This is a genomic window from Rhodovulum imhoffii, from assembly GCF_003046545.1.
GTDB lineage: Bacteria > Pseudomonadota > Alphaproteobacteria > Rhodobacterales > Rhodobacteraceae > Rhodovulum > Rhodovulum imhoffii.
On record NZ_QAAA01000006.1, the window covers coordinates 1 to 16,659 of the forward strand.

13 protein-coding genes are annotated in these 16,659 nt (G+C 65.1%); 5 read left to right on the forward strand and 8 right to left on the reverse strand.

Annotated features, from left to right (window positions below; translation table 11 throughout):
• Positions 1-166 precede the first annotated feature (166 nt).
• Together C8N32_RS06325 and C8N32_RS06330 are read right to left on the reverse strand one after the other, a co-directional pair.
• Complete coding sequence (locus tag C8N32_RS06325; protein ID WP_107891647.1) at positions 167-1,726, reverse strand: KpsE/RkpR family capsule polysaccharide export protein; 1,560 nt, start codon at positions 1,724-1,726, stop codon at positions 167-169.
• Complete coding sequence (locus C8N32_RS06330) at positions 1,710-2,363, reverse strand: ABC transporter ATP-binding protein (protein WP_107891648.1); 654 nt, start codon at positions 2,361-2,363, stop codon at positions 1,710-1,712. Before C8N32_RS06330 ends, C8N32_RS06325 begins: the two co-directional genes overlap by 17 nt.
• 180 nt (positions 2,364-2,543) lie before the next feature.
• Here C8N32_RS06330 and C8N32_RS06335 point away from each other — a divergent pair, with 180 nt between their 5' ends.
• Together C8N32_RS06335 and C8N32_RS06340 are read left to right on the forward strand one after the other, a co-directional pair.
• Complete coding sequence (locus C8N32_RS06335) at positions 2,544-3,143, forward strand: uracil-DNA glycosylase family protein (RefSeq protein ID WP_107891649.1); 600 nt, start codon at positions 2,544-2,546, stop codon at positions 3,141-3,143.
• Entirely contained in the window at positions 3,140-3,916 is a 777-nt protein-coding gene (locus C8N32_RS06340; RefSeq protein WP_107891650.1) for an SseB family protein, read from the forward strand. Before C8N32_RS06335 ends, C8N32_RS06340 begins: the two co-directional genes overlap by 4 nt.
• Here C8N32_RS06340 and C8N32_RS06345 read toward each other — a convergent pair.
• Both C8N32_RS06345 and deoC read right to left on the reverse strand, forming a co-directional pair.
• Complete coding sequence (locus C8N32_RS06345) at positions 3,913-6,234, reverse strand: aldehyde dehydrogenase family protein (RefSeq protein WP_107891651.1); 2,322 nt, start codon at positions 6,232-6,234, stop codon at positions 3,913-3,915. The genes C8N32_RS06340 and C8N32_RS06345 overlap by 4 nt on opposite strands.
• Positions 6,235-6,245: 11 nt before the next feature.
• Positions 6,246-7,211 (reverse strand): deoxyribose-phosphate aldolase, encoded by a 966-nt coding sequence (gene deoC, locus C8N32_RS06350; RefSeq protein WP_107891652.1) that lies wholly within the window; start codon positions 7,209-7,211, stop codon positions 6,246-6,248.
• Between the two features lie 163 nt (positions 7,212-7,374).
• On the opposite strand from deoC, the gene C8N32_RS06355 reads away from it, so the two are divergent.
• The 3 genes from C8N32_RS06355 to typA all read left to right on the forward strand — a co-directional run bounded on the left by C8N32_RS06355 (position 7,375) and on the right by typA (position 13,477).
• Positions 7,375-8,343, forward strand: coding sequence for an efflux RND transporter periplasmic adaptor subunit (locus tag C8N32_RS06355; RefSeq protein ID WP_107891653.1), 969 nt, complete (start codon positions 7,375-7,377; stop codon positions 8,341-8,343).
• The gene (locus C8N32_RS06360; protein WP_107891654.1) at positions 8,340-11,540 is read left to right on the forward strand and encodes an efflux RND transporter permease subunit; all 3,201 of its coding nucleotides are present in this window, start codon (positions 8,340-8,342) and stop codon (positions 11,538-11,540) included. The genes C8N32_RS06355 and C8N32_RS06360 overlap by 4 nt, the downstream gene beginning before the upstream one ends.
• 116 nt (positions 11,541-11,656) lie before the next feature.
• Positions 11,657-13,477, forward strand: a complete 1,821-nt coding sequence (typA, locus tag C8N32_RS06365; protein ID WP_107891655.1) for a translational GTPase TypA — start codon at positions 11,657-11,659, stop codon at positions 13,475-13,477.
• Between the two features lie 32 nt (positions 13,478-13,509).
• On the opposite strand, the gene C8N32_RS06370 is transcribed toward typA, so the two are convergent.
• From C8N32_RS06370 to C8N32_RS06385, 4 genes are read right to left on the reverse strand one after another with little or no spacing between them, the layout of a single operon-like run.
• The gene (locus C8N32_RS06370; protein ID WP_107891656.1) at positions 13,510-13,851 is read right to left on the reverse strand and encodes a RidA family protein; all 342 of its coding nucleotides are present in this window, start codon (positions 13,849-13,851) and stop codon (positions 13,510-13,512) included.
• On the reverse strand, positions 13,848-15,239 hold the full coding sequence (locus C8N32_RS06375) for an FAD/NAD(P)-dependent oxidoreductase (RefSeq protein ID WP_107891657.1): 1,392 nt from the start codon (positions 15,237-15,239) through the stop codon (positions 13,848-13,850). Before C8N32_RS06375 ends, C8N32_RS06370 begins: the two co-directional genes overlap by 4 nt.
• A complete protein-coding gene (locus tag C8N32_RS06380) occupies positions 15,232-15,489 on the reverse strand; it encodes a 2Fe-2S iron-sulfur cluster-binding protein (RefSeq protein ID WP_244905902.1) in 258 nt (85 codons plus the stop codon). Before C8N32_RS06380 ends, C8N32_RS06375 begins: the two co-directional genes overlap by 8 nt.
• A 16-nt stretch (positions 15,490-15,505) precedes the next feature.
• Positions 15,506-16,606, reverse strand: a complete 1,101-nt coding sequence (locus C8N32_RS06385; protein ID WP_107891659.1) for an NAD(P)/FAD-dependent oxidoreductase — start codon at positions 16,604-16,606, stop codon at positions 15,506-15,508.
• Positions 16,607-16,659 lie beyond the last annotated feature (53 nt).

Genomic DNA, 16,659 nt, shown 5'->3' on the forward strand with positions numbered 1-16,659 from the left:
CGCAGCAATCGATCCGCCCGGAACCGAGACATGGAAACGCTGCAGAACAGCGCAGCGACATGCATCTGCGCGCCTGTTGACAAACTTCTCCTCATGTAAATCTTCTCTTTCGCCCTGCCCCGGCCGACAGCAAAAAGCCCCGGAAGGCCGGGGATCTGCGGCCCGATCAGGCGGAAACCTGTTCGCGCAGGATCGCAGCCGTCAGAGAGATCATCAGGTAAATCCCCCCGAAGATCAGCATCGACACCATCGTGTTCTCGAAAGCCCGCGGGTAGGTCGGTTCGTCCGGCGCGACGGGGCTGACAGCAACGGACAAATAGCGCACCTGCCGGTTCGCCTCGATACGGGCGGTTTCCATCTGCTCCAGCGCCTGCCGTAGCATCGCCTGACGGTTTTCCAGTTCGACCTCGGCCAACATCAACTCGGCGTTGATCCGCGCAAGCGATTCTCCTCCATCGGTCTTCTCGGTCAATTCACCGCGCAATTCCTCGATCAGGGACTCCAGGCGACGGATATCGCCCTCCAGACCAGAAACACGGGCCTGGTTCGGGCGCGGGTTATCCATCAGCTGCGCCAACTGAAGCCTTTTGTCCCGAACTTCCGTTTCGAACGTGTTGATCTGGGACATCAGCGCCGCGGCCTCCGACCCCGGATCGAACACCCCCAGCCGCTCCTGAAGGTCCAGAACTTTCTGCTGCGCCTTCAGAACCTTTTCCTCGGCCTCTTCGTACCCTTCGCGGGCACCGGACATCTGGTCTTCGCGCAGACGCTGGGTCATGCTGTCGACCCGCTCCTCGGCATAGGACAGCAACGCGTTCGCGATTTTCTGGCTGGTTTCGGGGTCCGCCGCGATAACCTTCATCTTCAGGATACCTTCGGTCGGATCGTAGGCAATCTTTACGTTTTTCTCATAGACCTTGTAAGTCTGCTCATTGGAGGCGTCGGCGGGCAAACGCTGGATCGGGTCAATCCAGTCCTGACTGAAATGAGACTTGAAACCGATATCCCGGTCGATGCGCAGCATCGCGTCCCGCGATTGCATATAGCCCTGAACGGTCATCGAATCCTGCTGGATGGCCAGCATTCCGCCGGACATCATGGAATTGAGCCCGCCCACGACCGTTCCGTCCGCCTGCTGAATGATGAAGTCGGACTTCGTCGCATACATTGGCGTTGCGATCTTGTAAAAATAGTACCCCGCCACAAGTGTCGGCAAAAGAATGAACACGAACAGACGAACGGCCGTCAGAATCAGACGGCGCTTGCGCCGGCGGGCAATGTCGATCTGGATCTGGCGCAGTTCGCGCATCCGCGCCGCTTCGGTGTCCAGTTCCGTGGACGGAACTTGCGCAATATCGGCCTTCAGGGGGAGTTGAACCCGTTCCTCTTTTTCGTCCTTGCCCTGCTCACGCTTGCCCATGACGATTTCAAGCATCTGGGACTTCTGGAACGGATCGATTCCCTGTTTGCGCAACATCCGCACGGCATCGTAATCCGACGCCGGGTTGAGGCCATGATTGACAGCCACCCGCCGCGCCATGCGCAATTGCCGCCCCGTCAGTTCCTCCCTGCGGATCGCGTCGAGCTCTTCTCCGGGGTGGCTTTGCTCCGGCGCAGCGGCGGGTTGCGGAGCCTCCGACCGGGCCTCCTCGGGGGCGGGGGTATCGGAGACGAGCGTATCGTCGCGGCGGATGCGGAATCTCTTGGCCTTAGGCTTCATAGTCATAGAGCTGTTTCGCTTCTTCAAGGGAATCGAACATATAAAGTTGACCGTTCCGCAAAACCGCTGCGGACTGGCAGAACTCGGCCAGGGTACCGGGGCTGTGGGACACCATGACCATCGTGGTCCTGTCCAGCCTTTCCTTCAGAATGGCCCCGGCCTTCCGGGCAAACTCCGTGTCCTGATTTTGCGGCATGCCTTCGTCGATGAGGTACATGTCGAAATCCAGCGCCAGCAGCAAGGCAAACCCAAAACGGGCGGACATGCCACTACTATACACCCCGATCGGCTGGTCATAATAGTCGCCAAGATCACAGAGCCACCGCGTGAAAGCCTCCGCGTAGTCCGGGTCGATCCCGTAGAGCTGGGCGATATACCGCGCGTTCTCATTGGCGCTGAGCCGGGGAATCAACCCTCCCATGAAGCCGAGCGGGAAAGAAATCCGGCATCCCCGGCGGATCGTGCCTTCATCGGGTTTCTCGATCCCGCACATCATGTTGATAAGCGTTGTCTTGCCGGTTCCGTTCGGGGCGAGAATCCCCAAAGACCGCCCAAGCTCCACCCGGAACGACGCACGGTCCAGGATGACCTTGCGCTGCCTGCCAGTCCAGAACGATTTGCTGACATTCTCAAACTCAAGCATCGGTATCCTTTCGGCTCAATCCAACACCATCGGATTTTCCGATCACATTATCGGTGCGAAACAACAATAAACTAAATCAACTTGGCGTTCTTGTAACGGTTTTGCGCGGTTTCGTCATCCCGTCGTTTTCGGTCAGTCGCTCGGCGTTGCCGTCGTCTTGTGAAAACGGCACTCTACGGCATGTCCGATCTTTCGAAATTATCCGATGAAATCGCCGCCTGTCGGCTCTGCGTGGCGCGCTTCGCCGCGACGGCCACCGCCCATGCCCCGCGTCCGGTCCCCTGGTTCGGCCCCGCCCCGCGCATTCTCGTGGCCGGGCAGGCACCGGGCATGCGCGTGCACAAAGCGGGCAGACCCTTCGTCGACGCGTCGGGCGACCGGCTGCGGGAATGGATGGGCCTCGACGTCCAGACCTTCTACAACCGGGATAAAATCTCCGTATTGCCGATGGCCTTCTGCTTTCCCGGCTATGACGCGAAAGGCGGCGACCTGCCGCCGCCGCCCCTTTGCGCACGCACATGGCATACACGCGCCATGACCCTGTTGGGTGACATCCCGCTGATTCTTCCGATCGGAGGCCACGCCCAAAAGTGGCACCTTGGCGCGGCCGCACAGGGCGGCGTGACAACGACGGTGGCACAGTGGCGCGATCACGCGCCGCGCGTCTTCCCCTTGCCGCATCCGTCATGGCGCAATACGGGATGGCTGAAACGCAACCCTTGGTTCGCGGGCACGCTTCTCCCTGCCCTGCGCGACCGGGTTCAGGAGGTTCTGACATGACCCGACCCAGCCCTTTGGATGAAGCCCACGCCGCGATGCAGGCTGCCCCGGCAGATACGGCCCTGCGGCTTCGTTATTTTGAACGGCTCGCCAACACCGAGCTTTTCCTGCTGCTCGAAAGCGACCCCGAGGGCGGGATCCTCTCCCCCCGCGTTTTCCCGCTTGAAGACGGTCCCGTCGTCCTGGCTTTCGACAGCGAAGCCAGGTTGGCCGCCTTCACCGGCGCGCCCACCCCCTTCGCGGGATTGCCGGGACGGGCCCTGGCGGGGCTGCTGGCCGGTCAGGGGCTGGGGCTGGGTGTGAACCTGGAGGACGATAACGGGGAACTCCTCCCGCCCAAAACGCTTGACTGGCTGGCAGACGTTCTGTCCTGCGCCCCACAAGAGTTTCACGCCCGCCCCGAAGAACTGACCGCCCCCAAAGGGCTGCCGGAACCGCTGCTGCCCGCACTGGATTCGCGGTTGGCCACGGCGGCGGGGTTGTCACGCTGCGCATGGCTGGCCGGCGTGCGCTACGGCGATGGGAACTCAGGGCATCTTCTGGCCTTCATCGACGCCGCTGCGGGGGCGGAAGCGGCACTTTCCCGGACAGTATCGGAGGCGCTGACCTTCAGCGGGGCTGAGGCGGGCGCCCTGGATGTGGCCTTCTTTCGAACCGGCGACGCCATCGTGGCGCAACTGGCCCGGGTCGGGCTGCGCTTCGATTTGCCCACGCCCGATCCCGCGGGCGAGATCATCGCCCCCGACCCGGACGCCCCCCCGCGCCTGCGTTAAGCCCCCCAGGGGATCCAGACGGTCCGCACCTCGGTCGCGGCACGCAGGAAAGGGCCCAGATCCCGTCCGGGCCACGGCGTGATCCATGTGCGCTTGAGGTTCCCGCAAGAGGCGGCCTCTACCGCCTGCCCGAGTTCTGGCGCAAAGGCCCAGACAGCGTCTACATCCAGATGCCCGGCCAGCGTTTCGGCAAGAACGGTTCGCCCGGTCACGATATTCGCCACCCCTCCCGGCAGGTCCGAGGTTTCCAGAACCTGGTAAAAATCCGTCAGCGAAAGGGGCGCGGTTTCCGGCGCGACCAGGACGCAGGTATTGCCCATCGCAATCGCCGCCCCCATCGCGGTAATGGCGCCTTCCAGTGCCGGCACGGACGGACACAACACCCCCACCACCCCCACCGGCACATTGAACCCCAGCGCCACGCCGCGCATGGGCACGTCCTTGATACGTCCATCGTACTTGTCCGACCAGGCCGCGCAGGCGAAAAGAGCCTCAAGACTACGGGCAACCTGCTGTCCCGCGTCCCCTGCCCCGGTCTGGGCGGCGAGGCGCTCGGTAAATTCCTCTGAACGGGCGGAAAGGTTCTCCGCGATATAATACAGAACCTGTGCCCGCGCATGGCCCGAAAGCCCCGCCCAGGCGGGCTGGGCCTTACGCGCGGCCTCAACCGCGTTGCGGATGTCCTTGCGGTTGCCCGCACCCACATGGCCCAGGAGCTGGCCCCCGGACGCACGGACCAAAAGGCTTTCCCCGCTGTCCGGGCGGGTCTGTCTGCCGCCGATGAACATCTTGGCCGTACGATCCAGCGGCGCGGGCCCCACGACCCCCGGCGTGACCGGAACGGCCTCAGGCCGCCCCCCAGGTGCACGCAAATACTCTGTCAGCCCCTCCCAGCCGCCTTCCCGGCCAAAACCGCTCTCACGCAACCCTCCGAACCCGACGGCCGCGTCGAACATGTTTGCCCCGTTCACCCACACAACCCCGGCGGCAAGCTTTGGGGCAACCTCCAGAGCCAGTGGAAGCGTCTCGCTCCAGATGCTGGCGGCCAGGCCATAGCGGGTGTCATTGGCCAGCGCCACGGCCTCGGCGGGCGTACGGAAGGTGGTAGCAACCAGAACCGGGCCGAAGATTTCCTCCTGCATCAGCCTGTCCGCCGGAGACAACCCGGTTATCAGTGTCGGCGGGTAGAAGCACCCCGTTCCGGGGGCTTGACAGGGCTGAAACACGTCGCCCCCGCCCTGTGCAACCATCCCCGTCACACGCGCCAGCTGCGCCGGGTCCACGATGGCCCCGACATCAGTGCATTTATCCAGCGGGTCGCCAAGGCGCAGATGGCGCATCCGGGTCTTGAGCTTGTCATAAAACGACGCGGCGATGCCTTCCTGCACCAAAAGCCGTGCCCCCGCGCAGCAAACCTGCCCCTGGTTGAGCCAAATCGAATCGACCAGCCCTTCCACCGCGCTGTCAAGATCGGCATCCTCGAAAACGAGGTAAGGGGACTTGCCCCCCAGCTCCAGCGTCAGCGCCTTTCCCCGGCCCGCGGTGATCTTCCGGATGCGCCGGCCCACCTCGGTCGAGCCGGTGAAGGCGATCTTGTCGATCCCGTCATGGGCGACGATCCGCTCACCCACATCCCCGTCGCCGGTGACGATATTCACAACCCCCGCCGGCACCCCCGCCTGCTGGCACAGTTGCGCGAACATCAACGCCGAAAGCGGTGTATACTCGGCTGGCTTCAGGACCACCGTGTTGCCCGCCGCCAGCGCCGGAGCGACCTTCCACGCCAGCATCAGCAGCGGGAAATTCCACGGGACAATCTGTCCGCACACCCCGATGGGGCTGTGACCCGGCAGTTCTTCCGGCCAGAGCTGGGCCAGTCCCGCGTGGTAATAGAAATGCCGCACGGCAAGGGGCACATCGATATCGCGCGATTCCCGGATCGGTTTGCCGGTATCAAGCGTTTCCAGAACCGCAAGCAGCTTGGCCTGCTTCTGAACCAGCCGCGCAATTGCGTAAAGCAGACGCGCACGGGCATGCCCCGTCGCCCCCGCCCAACCCGGCAGAGCCGCCCGCGCAGCCGCAACGGCACGGGCGACCGTATCGGCATCGGCCTGCGTGACATGGGCCAACACCTCCCCCGTCGCGGGGTTGCGGGTTTCGAATGTTGCGCCCGGTTCCTCAAAGGCTCCGGCGACAAAACAGCCGAACCGCCCGTGTTCGGCGATCCAGTCCAGCGCGGGGGAGGGCGATTCGGGCGCCGGGCCGTAGGCCATACTCTCCATCAGGGCAGACGTTTCGGGCAGGTTTCTTTCAGCCATCTCGGTTCCTCTCAGCCCATCGGATGCCGGCAGGCGGCGGAATAGGCGCCCGTGACATGATGTTCGATCTGTCGCTCGATATCTCCCAGAAGCGACGACGCCCCGAACCGGAACAGCGCGGGGCTCAGCCAGCCGGACCCCAGTTCCTCCTTGAGCAACGCCAGCCAGACCAGTGCGTCCTTCGCGGTCGAAATCCCCCCGGCGGGTTTGAACCCGATCTTGACCCCTGTCGCGGCGTGATAATCGCGGATGGCCCGCATCATCACCAACCCGACAGGCAGCGTGGCGTTCACCGGTTCCTTGCCGGTCGAGGTCTTGATGAAATCCGCCCCCGCCATCATGCACACGAGGCTGGCACGGGCGACGTTTTGCAGCGTGCCCAGTTCCCCCGTGGCAAGGATGGTCTTCAGATGCGCGGGGCCACAGGCCTCACGGAAGGTACGGACCTCATCGTAAAGGGCCGGCCAGTTTCCAAGCAACACATGGCGGCGGGAGATCACGATGTCGATCTCGGCCGCACCGGCGGCAACGCTTGCCTCAATTTCGGCCAAGCGCGTGGCAAAAGGCGACAACCCCGCCGGAAACCCCGTGGAGACCGCCGCGACCGGAATAGGCGTGCCCGCAAGCGCCTGCAGCGCCGGGGCGATCATGTCGTGGTAGACACAGACAGCGGCGGTGTGCAGGTCGACACCAAGCGCCTGCGCCAGATCGGGGCGCAACGGCGCGCGCGCCTTGGCGCAAAGCCGCGCCACCCGACCGGGCGTATCGTCGCCCGAAAGCGTCGTAAGATCGATCAGGGTCACCGCCTTTGCAAGCCAGGCCGCCTGATATTCCCCCTTGACCGACCGGCGCCCGGGCAGCGATGCACAGCGGCGCTCCACCGCGGGACGGTTGACGCGCACACGCCGAAGCCAGTCTGCATCCAGAGGCAACCCCGGATTGCGGGCGGAAAGCGTCATGTCGCGCGAATATGTCATGGACGAAATCCACGTAGATGGTCCCATGCATCGTGGTTGCATGGTGTGAGGGTCTTGCCAAGCCCGGAATACACCGCCTATATATTCAAAAGATTGCATATAATGGTGACTCGATGGCCGTCGATTTGCCCATGCCCCAAACCGGACCCACCCGGAGACCCAGATGAGATACCTTGTTTTCCTGCTTGTGGCACTGGCCACGCTGCCCCTTCGCGCGGCAGAGCTGACGCTGACCCCAACGGAGATTCAAGAATGGAAGGCCGTCTACGGTGAAATCGAAACCCGTGATCGTGTGCCTGCCCGTGCCCGCCTTGGCGGTACGATCGTGGCGCTGGACGTCACGGAGGGCGACCGTGTCGCCGCCGGGCAGATTCTGGCACGGGTGCAGGATGAAAAGCTTTCCTTCCGCCTGCGCGCGGTGGATGCCCAGATCGAGTCGCTGAACACCCAGATCGAAACCGCGCGGACGGATCTCAGCCGGGGCGAATCCTTGCGCGAACGCGGCGTAGTCACCGTGCAACGGCTGGACCAGTTACGTACCCAGGTGGATATCCTGGAAGGCCGGATCGAAAGCACCCGTGCCGAGCGCCGGGTGATCGAGCAGCAGGTCGCCGAAGGTGACGTTCTGGCCCCTGAAACCGGGGTTGTTCTGTCGGTCCCGGTCTCGCGCGGGTCGGTGGTCACACCGGGTGAGGTCCTGGCCGATATAGGGGGCGGGGGCGCTTACGTGCGCCTCGCCGTACCGGAGCGTCATGCCACCACCCTGACCGAGGGGGGGCGCATCGCCTTCGGTCCCGGCTCAGGGCTGGAGGCGCATGAAGGACGGCTTGCCAAGGTCTACCCCCGGATCGAGGGCGGGCGCGTGCTCGCGGATATAGAGGTTCCGGGGCTGGAGGCCCGCTTTGTCGGACGCCGGGTGCCCGTCCGCCTGCCGGTTGGCATGCGCCCCGCGCTTTTGGTGCCGCAAACGGCCCTGACCCGAACAGGCGGGCTGGATTTCGTGACGGTGACCAGCCCCGACGGCCCCGTGCGCCGCACGGTCGTTCCGGGGCAGGAGATCGCCCGCGACGGCACCGTCTGGCGCGAAATCCTGACCGGGCTGCGCGCCGGCGATACCGTGGTGCTGCCATGAGCGCGCGCGCCCCCCTTGGCATGGCCGGGTACCTGACCCGCGCTTTCATCACCTCTCCGCTGACACCTCTTCTTCTGATGGCCGCGCTGGCCGTGGGGCTGATCGCGCTGATCAGCCTGCCGCGCGAGGAAGAACCGCAGATCTCCGTCCCCATGGTGGATATCCACGTACAGGCCGCGGGGCTGAGGGCGGATGACGCGGTGAAGCTGATCACCGAACCTTTGGAAACCATCGTCAAAAGCATCGACGAGGTCGAGCACGTCTACTCCAACACCTCCGACGACCGTGTAATGGTCACCGCCCGGTTCGAGGTCGGGATCTCCCAGGACACCGCCATCCTGCGCGTGCGGGACAAGATTCTCGCCAACATGGATCGTATCCCGGTGGGGATTCCCGAACCCCTGGTGGTGGGGCGCGGGATCAACGATGTGGCGATTACCACCCTCACCTTCGCCCCGGCCCCGGGACATGAGGCCATCGCCCCTGCCGACCTGACCCGCATCGCCCGCGAGGTCGAGGTTGAATTGACCAAGATCGAGGATGTCGGCCTGACCTACATCGTCGGCGCCACGCAGGAAATTCTGCGCATCGCTCCCGACCCGGAAAAGCTGGCCCTGTATGGTGTGACCCTTCAACAACTCGCCGCCAAGGTGGAAGGCGCGAACGCTTCCGCCCCGGCCGGGCTGGTCCGCGACACGGGCGAGCAGGTCGGGCTGGTGCTGGGGCGCACGCTCTCCACCCCCGGGGAAATCGGCAATCTCGACCTGACCGCGCGAGATGGGCGTACCGTTTACGTGCGTGACCTGGCCGGGATCGGGTTCGTCCAGGACATGGAGGAAACCTACGTGGCAACCCTGGCCCATGCCGGGGGCGGAACCGTCACACGCCGCCCGGCGGTGACGCTGGCGCTGGCCAAGCGCGCGGGCGCAAACGCCGTCGTCGTGGCGGAAAAAATCCTGCACAGGGTTGAGGAAATGCAGGGCGGCCTGATCCCCGACAGCGTGACCGTGGAGGTCACCCGCAACTATGGCGAGACTGCCAGTGAAAAAGCGAACGAACTGTTGTTTCACCTTGGCCTTGCCACGATTTCCATCGTCGCGCTGGTGCTGTTCGCCATCGGCTGGCGCGAGGCCATCGTCGTCGCCATCGTGATCCCGGTGACGATCTTGCTGACGCTGTTCGCGGCCTATTTCATGGGCTACACCCTCAACCGGGTCTCGCTGTTCGCGCTGATCTTTTCCATCGGAATCCTGGTGGACGACGCCATCGTCGTGATCGAGAACATTGCCCGCCACTGGGGAATGCCGGCCAAGGGCGAAAGCCGGGTGAGGGCTGCCATTACCGCTGTCGCCGAAGTGGGCAACCCCACCATCGTCGCCACTCTGACGGTGGTCGTGGCCTTGCTGCCGATGCTGTTCGTCTCGGGCATGATGGGGCCTTACATGAGCCCGATCCCCGCCAATGCCTCGGCGGCGATGGTATTTTCCTTCTTCGTCGCGGTCATGATCACCCCCTGGCTGATGGTCAGGATCGCAGGGCGCGCGCCCCTGCACAGCAACGATGACGGCCACCCCGGCGGGCGCCTGGGGCGGTTTTATGCCCGCCTCGTACGGCCCATCCTGGCGCGCAAATCGACCTCGGCCCTGTTTCTCCTGGCGGTGGCGGTGCTGTCTTTCGGATCGCTCTCGGCGCTTTATACCAAGGACGTGACCGTCAAGCTGCTGCCCTTCGACAACAAGTCGGAACTGGCCGTGGTGATCGACCTGCCCGAAGGCACCCCGGTCGAGGCGACGGATGCCCTCGCGCAGCAGGTGGCACGCGTGGCCCTGGACCTGCCGGAGGTCATCTCCGCCCAGACACATGCGGGCACGGCCGCGCCGTTTAATTTCAACGGTCTGGTGCGCCACTACTTCCAGCGCCAAAGCCCCGAACAAGGCGATGTGCAGGTCAACCTCGCAGGCAAACACGACCGTGACCGCGCCAGCCACGCCATCGCACTGGACCTGCGGGAGCGCCTGCGCGACCTTCCCGTGCCGCCGGGCACCAGCCTGAAAGTGGTGGAACCGCCGCCCGGCCCGCCGGTTATCGCCACCCTCCTGGCAGAGGTTTACGGCCCCGATGCCGAGACCCGCCGGGCCGTGGCGGCCAGACTGCGCACGGCCTTCGAGGATACGCCCTTCATCGTCGATACCGACGACAGCTTCGGCACGCCGCCCCGACGTCTGCGGGCAGAGATCGCCCCTTCGGATCTTGCCTTCTTCAGCGTGCAGGAAGCCGACGCGCTGGACACCCTGCGCCTGCTGAACGGCGAAACCGTCGTGGGCTACTCCCACCGGGGCGACGGTCGCGCACCGATTCCCATCGTGGTGGCCCGCGACCGGGCGGACCGGGTTGTGGACGAACGGGCGCTGTCCACCCCGGTTCCGGCCAACGCGTTGCCCGGCGGGCGGGGCGTGGTGGAGTTGGGCGATGTCGTACGCCTCAGCGAGGAGCGCGCCTCCCACCCCATCTTCCGCCACAACGGGCGCTATGCCGAAATGGTCATGGCCGAACTGGCCGGGGAATTCGAAGCGCCTCTTTACGGGATGCTCGCAGTTCAGGATCGCCTGGACGCGATGGACTGGACCGGCCTTGAAAAACCGGAAATCCGATTGGCCGGGGCGCCGCTGTCCAACCAGGCCTCCACCATCCTGTGGGACGGGGAGTGGGAAGTCACAGTCGTCACCTTCCGCGATATGGGCGCGGCCTTCGGCGTGGCGCTTTTGGGCATCTACATCCTTGTGGTGGCGCAGTTTGGCTCCTTCCGGGTGCCGCTGGTGGTGCTGACCCCGGTGCCGCTGACCTTTCTGGGCATCATGTTCGGGCACTGGCTGTTCAGCGCGCCATTCTCTGCCCCGTCGATGATCGGCTTCATCGCGCTGGCGGGGATTATCGTGCGCAACTCGATCCTGCTGGTGGATTTCATCCGCCACACGGATCCGGGCGCACCGATCACGGTGGACGCCCTGATCGAAGCCGGGGCGACGCGGTTCAAGCCGATCCTCCTGACGGCACTGGCGGCGATGATCGGCGCGGCGGTGATCCTGGCGGACCCGATCTTCCAGGGGCTGGCGATCTCGCTTTTGTTCGGGCTGGCCTCCTCCACGGCGTTGACGGTACTGGTGATCCCCGCGATCTACCGCATCTTCAAGACCTGAACGCCTCCCCTGCCGGCCAGCCGGCGGGGGCGGGGGCGGGGGCGGTCGCGTTTAGCACTGGCGTTTTCAGGGGCAAGCCTGTATCGCCGTGGCAAATCCATCAAAACGGGCCACCCATGGACATTCGCAATATCGCGATCATCGCACATGTTGACCACGGCAAGACAACGCTGGTGGACGAGCTTTTGCGCCAATCGGGCGCGTTTCGGGCAAACCAGGCCGTGGCAGAACGCGCGATGGACAGCAACGACCTGGAGCGGGAGCGCGGCATCACCATCCTCGCCAAGGCCACCAGCGTGGAGTGGGACGGCCACCGGGTCAATATCGTCGATACCCCCGGCCACGCCGATTTCGGTGGTGAGGTCGAACGGATCCTCAGCATGGTCGATGGCGTCGTGCTGCTGGTCGATGCGGCCGAAGGGCCGATGCCGCAAACGAAATTCGTGACATCCAAGGCACTGGCGCTGGGATTGCGGCCGATCGTGGTGCTCAACAAGGTCGACAAGCCCGATGCCGAACCCGACCGCGCCCTGGACGAGGTCTTTGACCTGTTCGCCAACCTCGGCGCAACCGATGAGCAGCTCGATTTCCCGCATCTCTACGCCTCGGGCCGGTCGGGCTGGGCGGATACCGCGCTGGACGGCCCACGCAAGGACCTTCACGCCTTGTTCGACCTGATCCTGGACCATGTGCCCGCACCGAGACAACTGGCCCATACCGGTGATCCTTTCCGCATGCTGGCCACCACGCTGGCCGCGGACCCGTTCATCGGGCGCATTCTGACCGGGCGGATCGAAAGCGGCACCGTCAGGCCGGGCGACCAGGTCAAGGCCCTGTCCCGCACCGGCGAACCGGTGGAAAGCTTCCGGGTGACGAAAGTGCTGGCTTTCCGGGGGTTGTCGCAGCAACCCATCGACCGGGCGGAAGCGGGGGATATCGTCTCCCTTGCCGGGATGTCGAAGGCAACCGTGGCGGACACGCTTTGCGCCCCCGCGGTCGGCGGCGCAATTCCCGCCCAGCCGATCGACCCCCCCACCATCAGCGTGACCTTCGGCATCAACGACAGCCCGCTGGCAGGCCGCGACGGCAAGAAGGTGCAATCGCGTGTCATCCGGGAGCGTCTGCTCAAGGAAGCCGAATCGAACGTCGCCATCCGGGTGAGCGACACCCCCGGCGGCGAGGCGTTCGAAGTCGCCGGGCGCGGGGAATTGCAGATGGGCGTGTTGATCGAAAACATGCGCCGCGAAGGGTTCGAACTATCAATCTCCCGCCCGCAGGTCCTGATGCGGGAGGAAAACGGCCAGAAGCTGGAGCCCGTCGAGGAAGTCACCATCGACGTGGATGACGAATATTCCGGCGTGGTGATCGAAAAGCTGACCGGGCCGCGCAAGGGCGATCTGGCCGAAATGCGCCCCGCCGGGGCCGGGAAAACGCGGATCATCGCCCATGTGCCGTCACGCGGGCTGATCGGCTATCACGGCGAGTTCCTGACCGACACACGCGGAACCGGAGTTCTCAACCGGGTGTTCCATGACTGGGCGCCCTACAAGGGGACGATCCCGGGCCGCCGTGCGGGGGTGCTGATCTCGATGGAAAACGGAACATCTGTCGCGTATGCCCTGTTCAACCTCGAAGACCGGGGGCGGCTTTTCATCGGCGCGCAGGAGGCCGTGTATCAGGGCATGATCATCGGGGAGCATTCCCGCGACAACGATCTTGAGGTCAACCCGCTCAAGGGCAAAAAGCTGACCAACGTGCGTGCCGCGGGCAAGGATGACGCCGTCGTCCTGACCCCCCCCGTCAGGATGAGCCTCGAGGAAGCCATCGCCTATGTCGATAATGACGAACTGGTCGAGGTGACGCCAAACGCGGTGCGCCTGCGCAAACGTCACCTCGACCCGCATGAACGCAAGCGCGCGGCCCGCGCGGCCGGATAGACCCAAAAGCCGCCCTGTTGCCGGGCTTTTCCTCAGTCGCAGGCCGCGGTGACGATGATCTCGACCTTGAGATCATCGCGCGCCAGCCGGGCCTCACCGCACGCCCGTGCCGGGGCCTGATCCTCCGGGACCCAGGCATCCCAGACCGCGTTCATCTCGGCGAAATCGGCCATGTCGCGCAACCAGATGATCGCCTGAAGAATCCGCCCGGGCGAAGACCCGGCCTTTTCCAGCAACCCCTCGATACGGGCAAGACAGGTCCGGGTCTGCTCAGCCACGGTCGCGCCTTCACCGACCTGCCCGCACAAATAGGCCACGCCATTGTGCCGGACGATCTTGCTCATGCGTTGACCGGTTTCGATACGCTCGATCATGTGTTTTCTCCTGGGTCTGGCTCCAGCGCCGCCAGCTCTGCAACGGTGATCGGCTTGAGCGGCGGGCGGATTCGGTAATATCCGGTCTCGGCAGGCGTCTGCCCGGTTTGCGCGGCGAGCAGGCCGGTAACGGTCAGGCCGCAATAGCGCCCCTGACACGGCCCCATCCCGGCGCGGCCAAAAGCCTTGGCCTGGTTCGGCCCTCTGCATCCCAGCGCCGCATGACGACGGATATCTCCGGCCGTCACTTCTTCACAACGGCAAACGATGGTATCATCGGCCGGGGCGCGCGTTTGCATCCCCGGCGGGTAGGCGGCCTCCAGAAACGGTCGCGCAGCCATTTCCCGCGCGAGGCGGCGCAAATGCCGGGCGCCGCGGCGATCCCGCTCATCATTGCCGATATGGCCCAGCGCGGCGGCGGCGTGCAGCGCCGCCAGGCACCCTGCCTGCTCCGCCGCCTGTGCCCCGCCGATCCCGGCCCCATCGCCGGCCACGTAGACGCGTGGCTCCGCTGTCTGGCCCCAAACATCGTGGTCAGGCACGAAACACCGCTGGCCCGCATCCCAGTGATGGGGCAGGTTCATCGCCCGGCTGGCCTGCGTATTGGGCACCACGCCTTCGTGCAGCAGAACCGTCTCGCAGGCGATGCACCGGTTCCGGCCACCGGCGACAAAGGACAGCGCCTCCGCCTTGTCAGTGCCCTCGATCCGCAGCTCTGTGGCGCTGCGATAGCGCGGCACCCCGGCGCGGGCGAGTTCCGCGAACCACCCGACCCCCTTGGCCATATAACGCCACCCGCGCAGCGCACCGCCCAAATGCCGCAAAGCACGAAGGAGGTCGCGCCGCTCTGGGGTCTCGACAAGTGCGAGCGGCGGCCGCCCCGCGCGCACCATCTGCGCGGCGACCAGATAAAGCAGCGGCCCCGATCCGGCGATGACCGCCCGCCGTGGCACCACCCCGGATTGCTTGAGCAGAATCTGCGCGGCCCCCACAGTCATCACGCCCGGCAATGTCCAGCCCGGCAGAGGGACAGGCCGCTCCAGGGCTCCGGTGGCCAGCAGCAGACGCCGCCCCCGGATTGTCCGCGCCGCACCCTCGACCGAATAGGCCACGGACCCTCCGGCCTCCGCCTTCCAGACGGTCGCGCCGGGAATATAGCGGATTCCCGCATGCCGCACGCCCTGCGCCAGTTGCACGCCGTTCAGAAAATCCTTGCCGAGAATACGGCCGCGCACCGGCCCTGCGACCTCCACCCCCCGGTAGATCTGACCGCCCGGGGCGGGCTGCTCATCGAGGATCGCAGTGCTCATTCCGAGGCGGGCGGCCTGCGCCGCAGCTGCCATGCCGGCAGGCCCGGCACCAATGATCAGGAAGTCCACATCACCCATGGGGGACCTCCCGCGCCGGAGCGCGCTCAATCTCCATCCCGGCCTGCACACGGGTCATGCAGGCCTGGCGAACCACGCCGTCGATCCGTACCAGGCAGTCATAGCAGGCCCCCATCATGCAGAACGGTGCACGGGGCGCGCCGGATATGGGCGTGGCCCGAAAGGCGCGCACCCCCGCCACCAGAAGCGCCGCAGCGAGGTTGGCCCCTTCCGGCAAATCATACACGGCCCCGTCGAAGCGAACGGCCACACGCGGACCATCGGGGTCAATCTCTTGAAATGGAAAATCTTTTTTCACTGAAGGTCTCCAGGTTGGGGATGTCGGCCCCCTCTAGCCAATCGGGCAGGAACCGGGCATGGGCAGCAGCCAGGGTGATGCCGCTGTGGCAGGTCACCAGAAATGCCCCGTGCGCCTGCGGACTTTGCTGATAGATCGGCAACCCGTCCGGCGTGAGAATGCGCAGCGCCCCCCAACTCCTTACGATCTGCGCCCGTGCCAGCGCGGGACAGACCCGGACTGCACGGACCGCGATGGCCGCAATGCCCTTGAGGGTGACGGAATCGTCCAGGCCGACCTCTTCCTTGCTGTCGCCGATCTGAATGCCCCCCTCATTGACCTGCCGGATGATCCCCGACGGGCGGTTGAGCAGCCGGGGCAGCTTCTCGGTCACCAGAACCTGCCCGCGCTGCGGACGAACCGGCGCAACGAACCCCAGCTTTGGCCCCAGATCCCTTGCCCCCAATCCGGCGGCAAGGACGACCTTCGCCGCGCGAAAGACCGTCCCATCGGCGCAAGTCAGTGTAAAGCCGTCGCCGGGGGCGATGTCGCTCACATGTTTTCCGGTCAGAACCTTCCCGCCCAACCGGCGGACATCGGCGGCCAGGGCCTGCAACAGGCGCAGCGGGTTCACATGGCCATCCTGATGGTGCAGGATGGCGCCCGCGACGCCAGGGCCGATATGCGGCTCCTCGGCCTTCAGCGCATTGGGACCAAGAACTTCGAAAGGGTATTGCGCCAGATGCGGCCGGAGCGCCCTGTATTGCGCAACCCTGGCTTCCAGCGTCTCTTCGCTGAAATGAAAATCGTACCCCCCCTGCTGATGCAGGCACAGATCGGTGCCGGTGGCCTCGCCCAGTTCGGCGGCAAAATCACCCCATGCCTTTGCCGAACGCTGCGACCAGCGGGCATAGGCGGGCTGATCCAGCCCCTTGCCCTGCACCCACACCAATCCGAAATTTCCCCTGCTGGCCCGCAAGCCGCCATCGCCCCCGTCCAGGACCAGGACACGGCACCCACGCTTGAGGAGTCCCCAGGCCAGCGAAAGGCCGACAACACCCCCTCCAACGATTGCGTATTCCGTAGACATCAAGACCCGCTTTCGGGTGAAAGGAAAACCGGGGCGGCAAAAACGACCGCCCC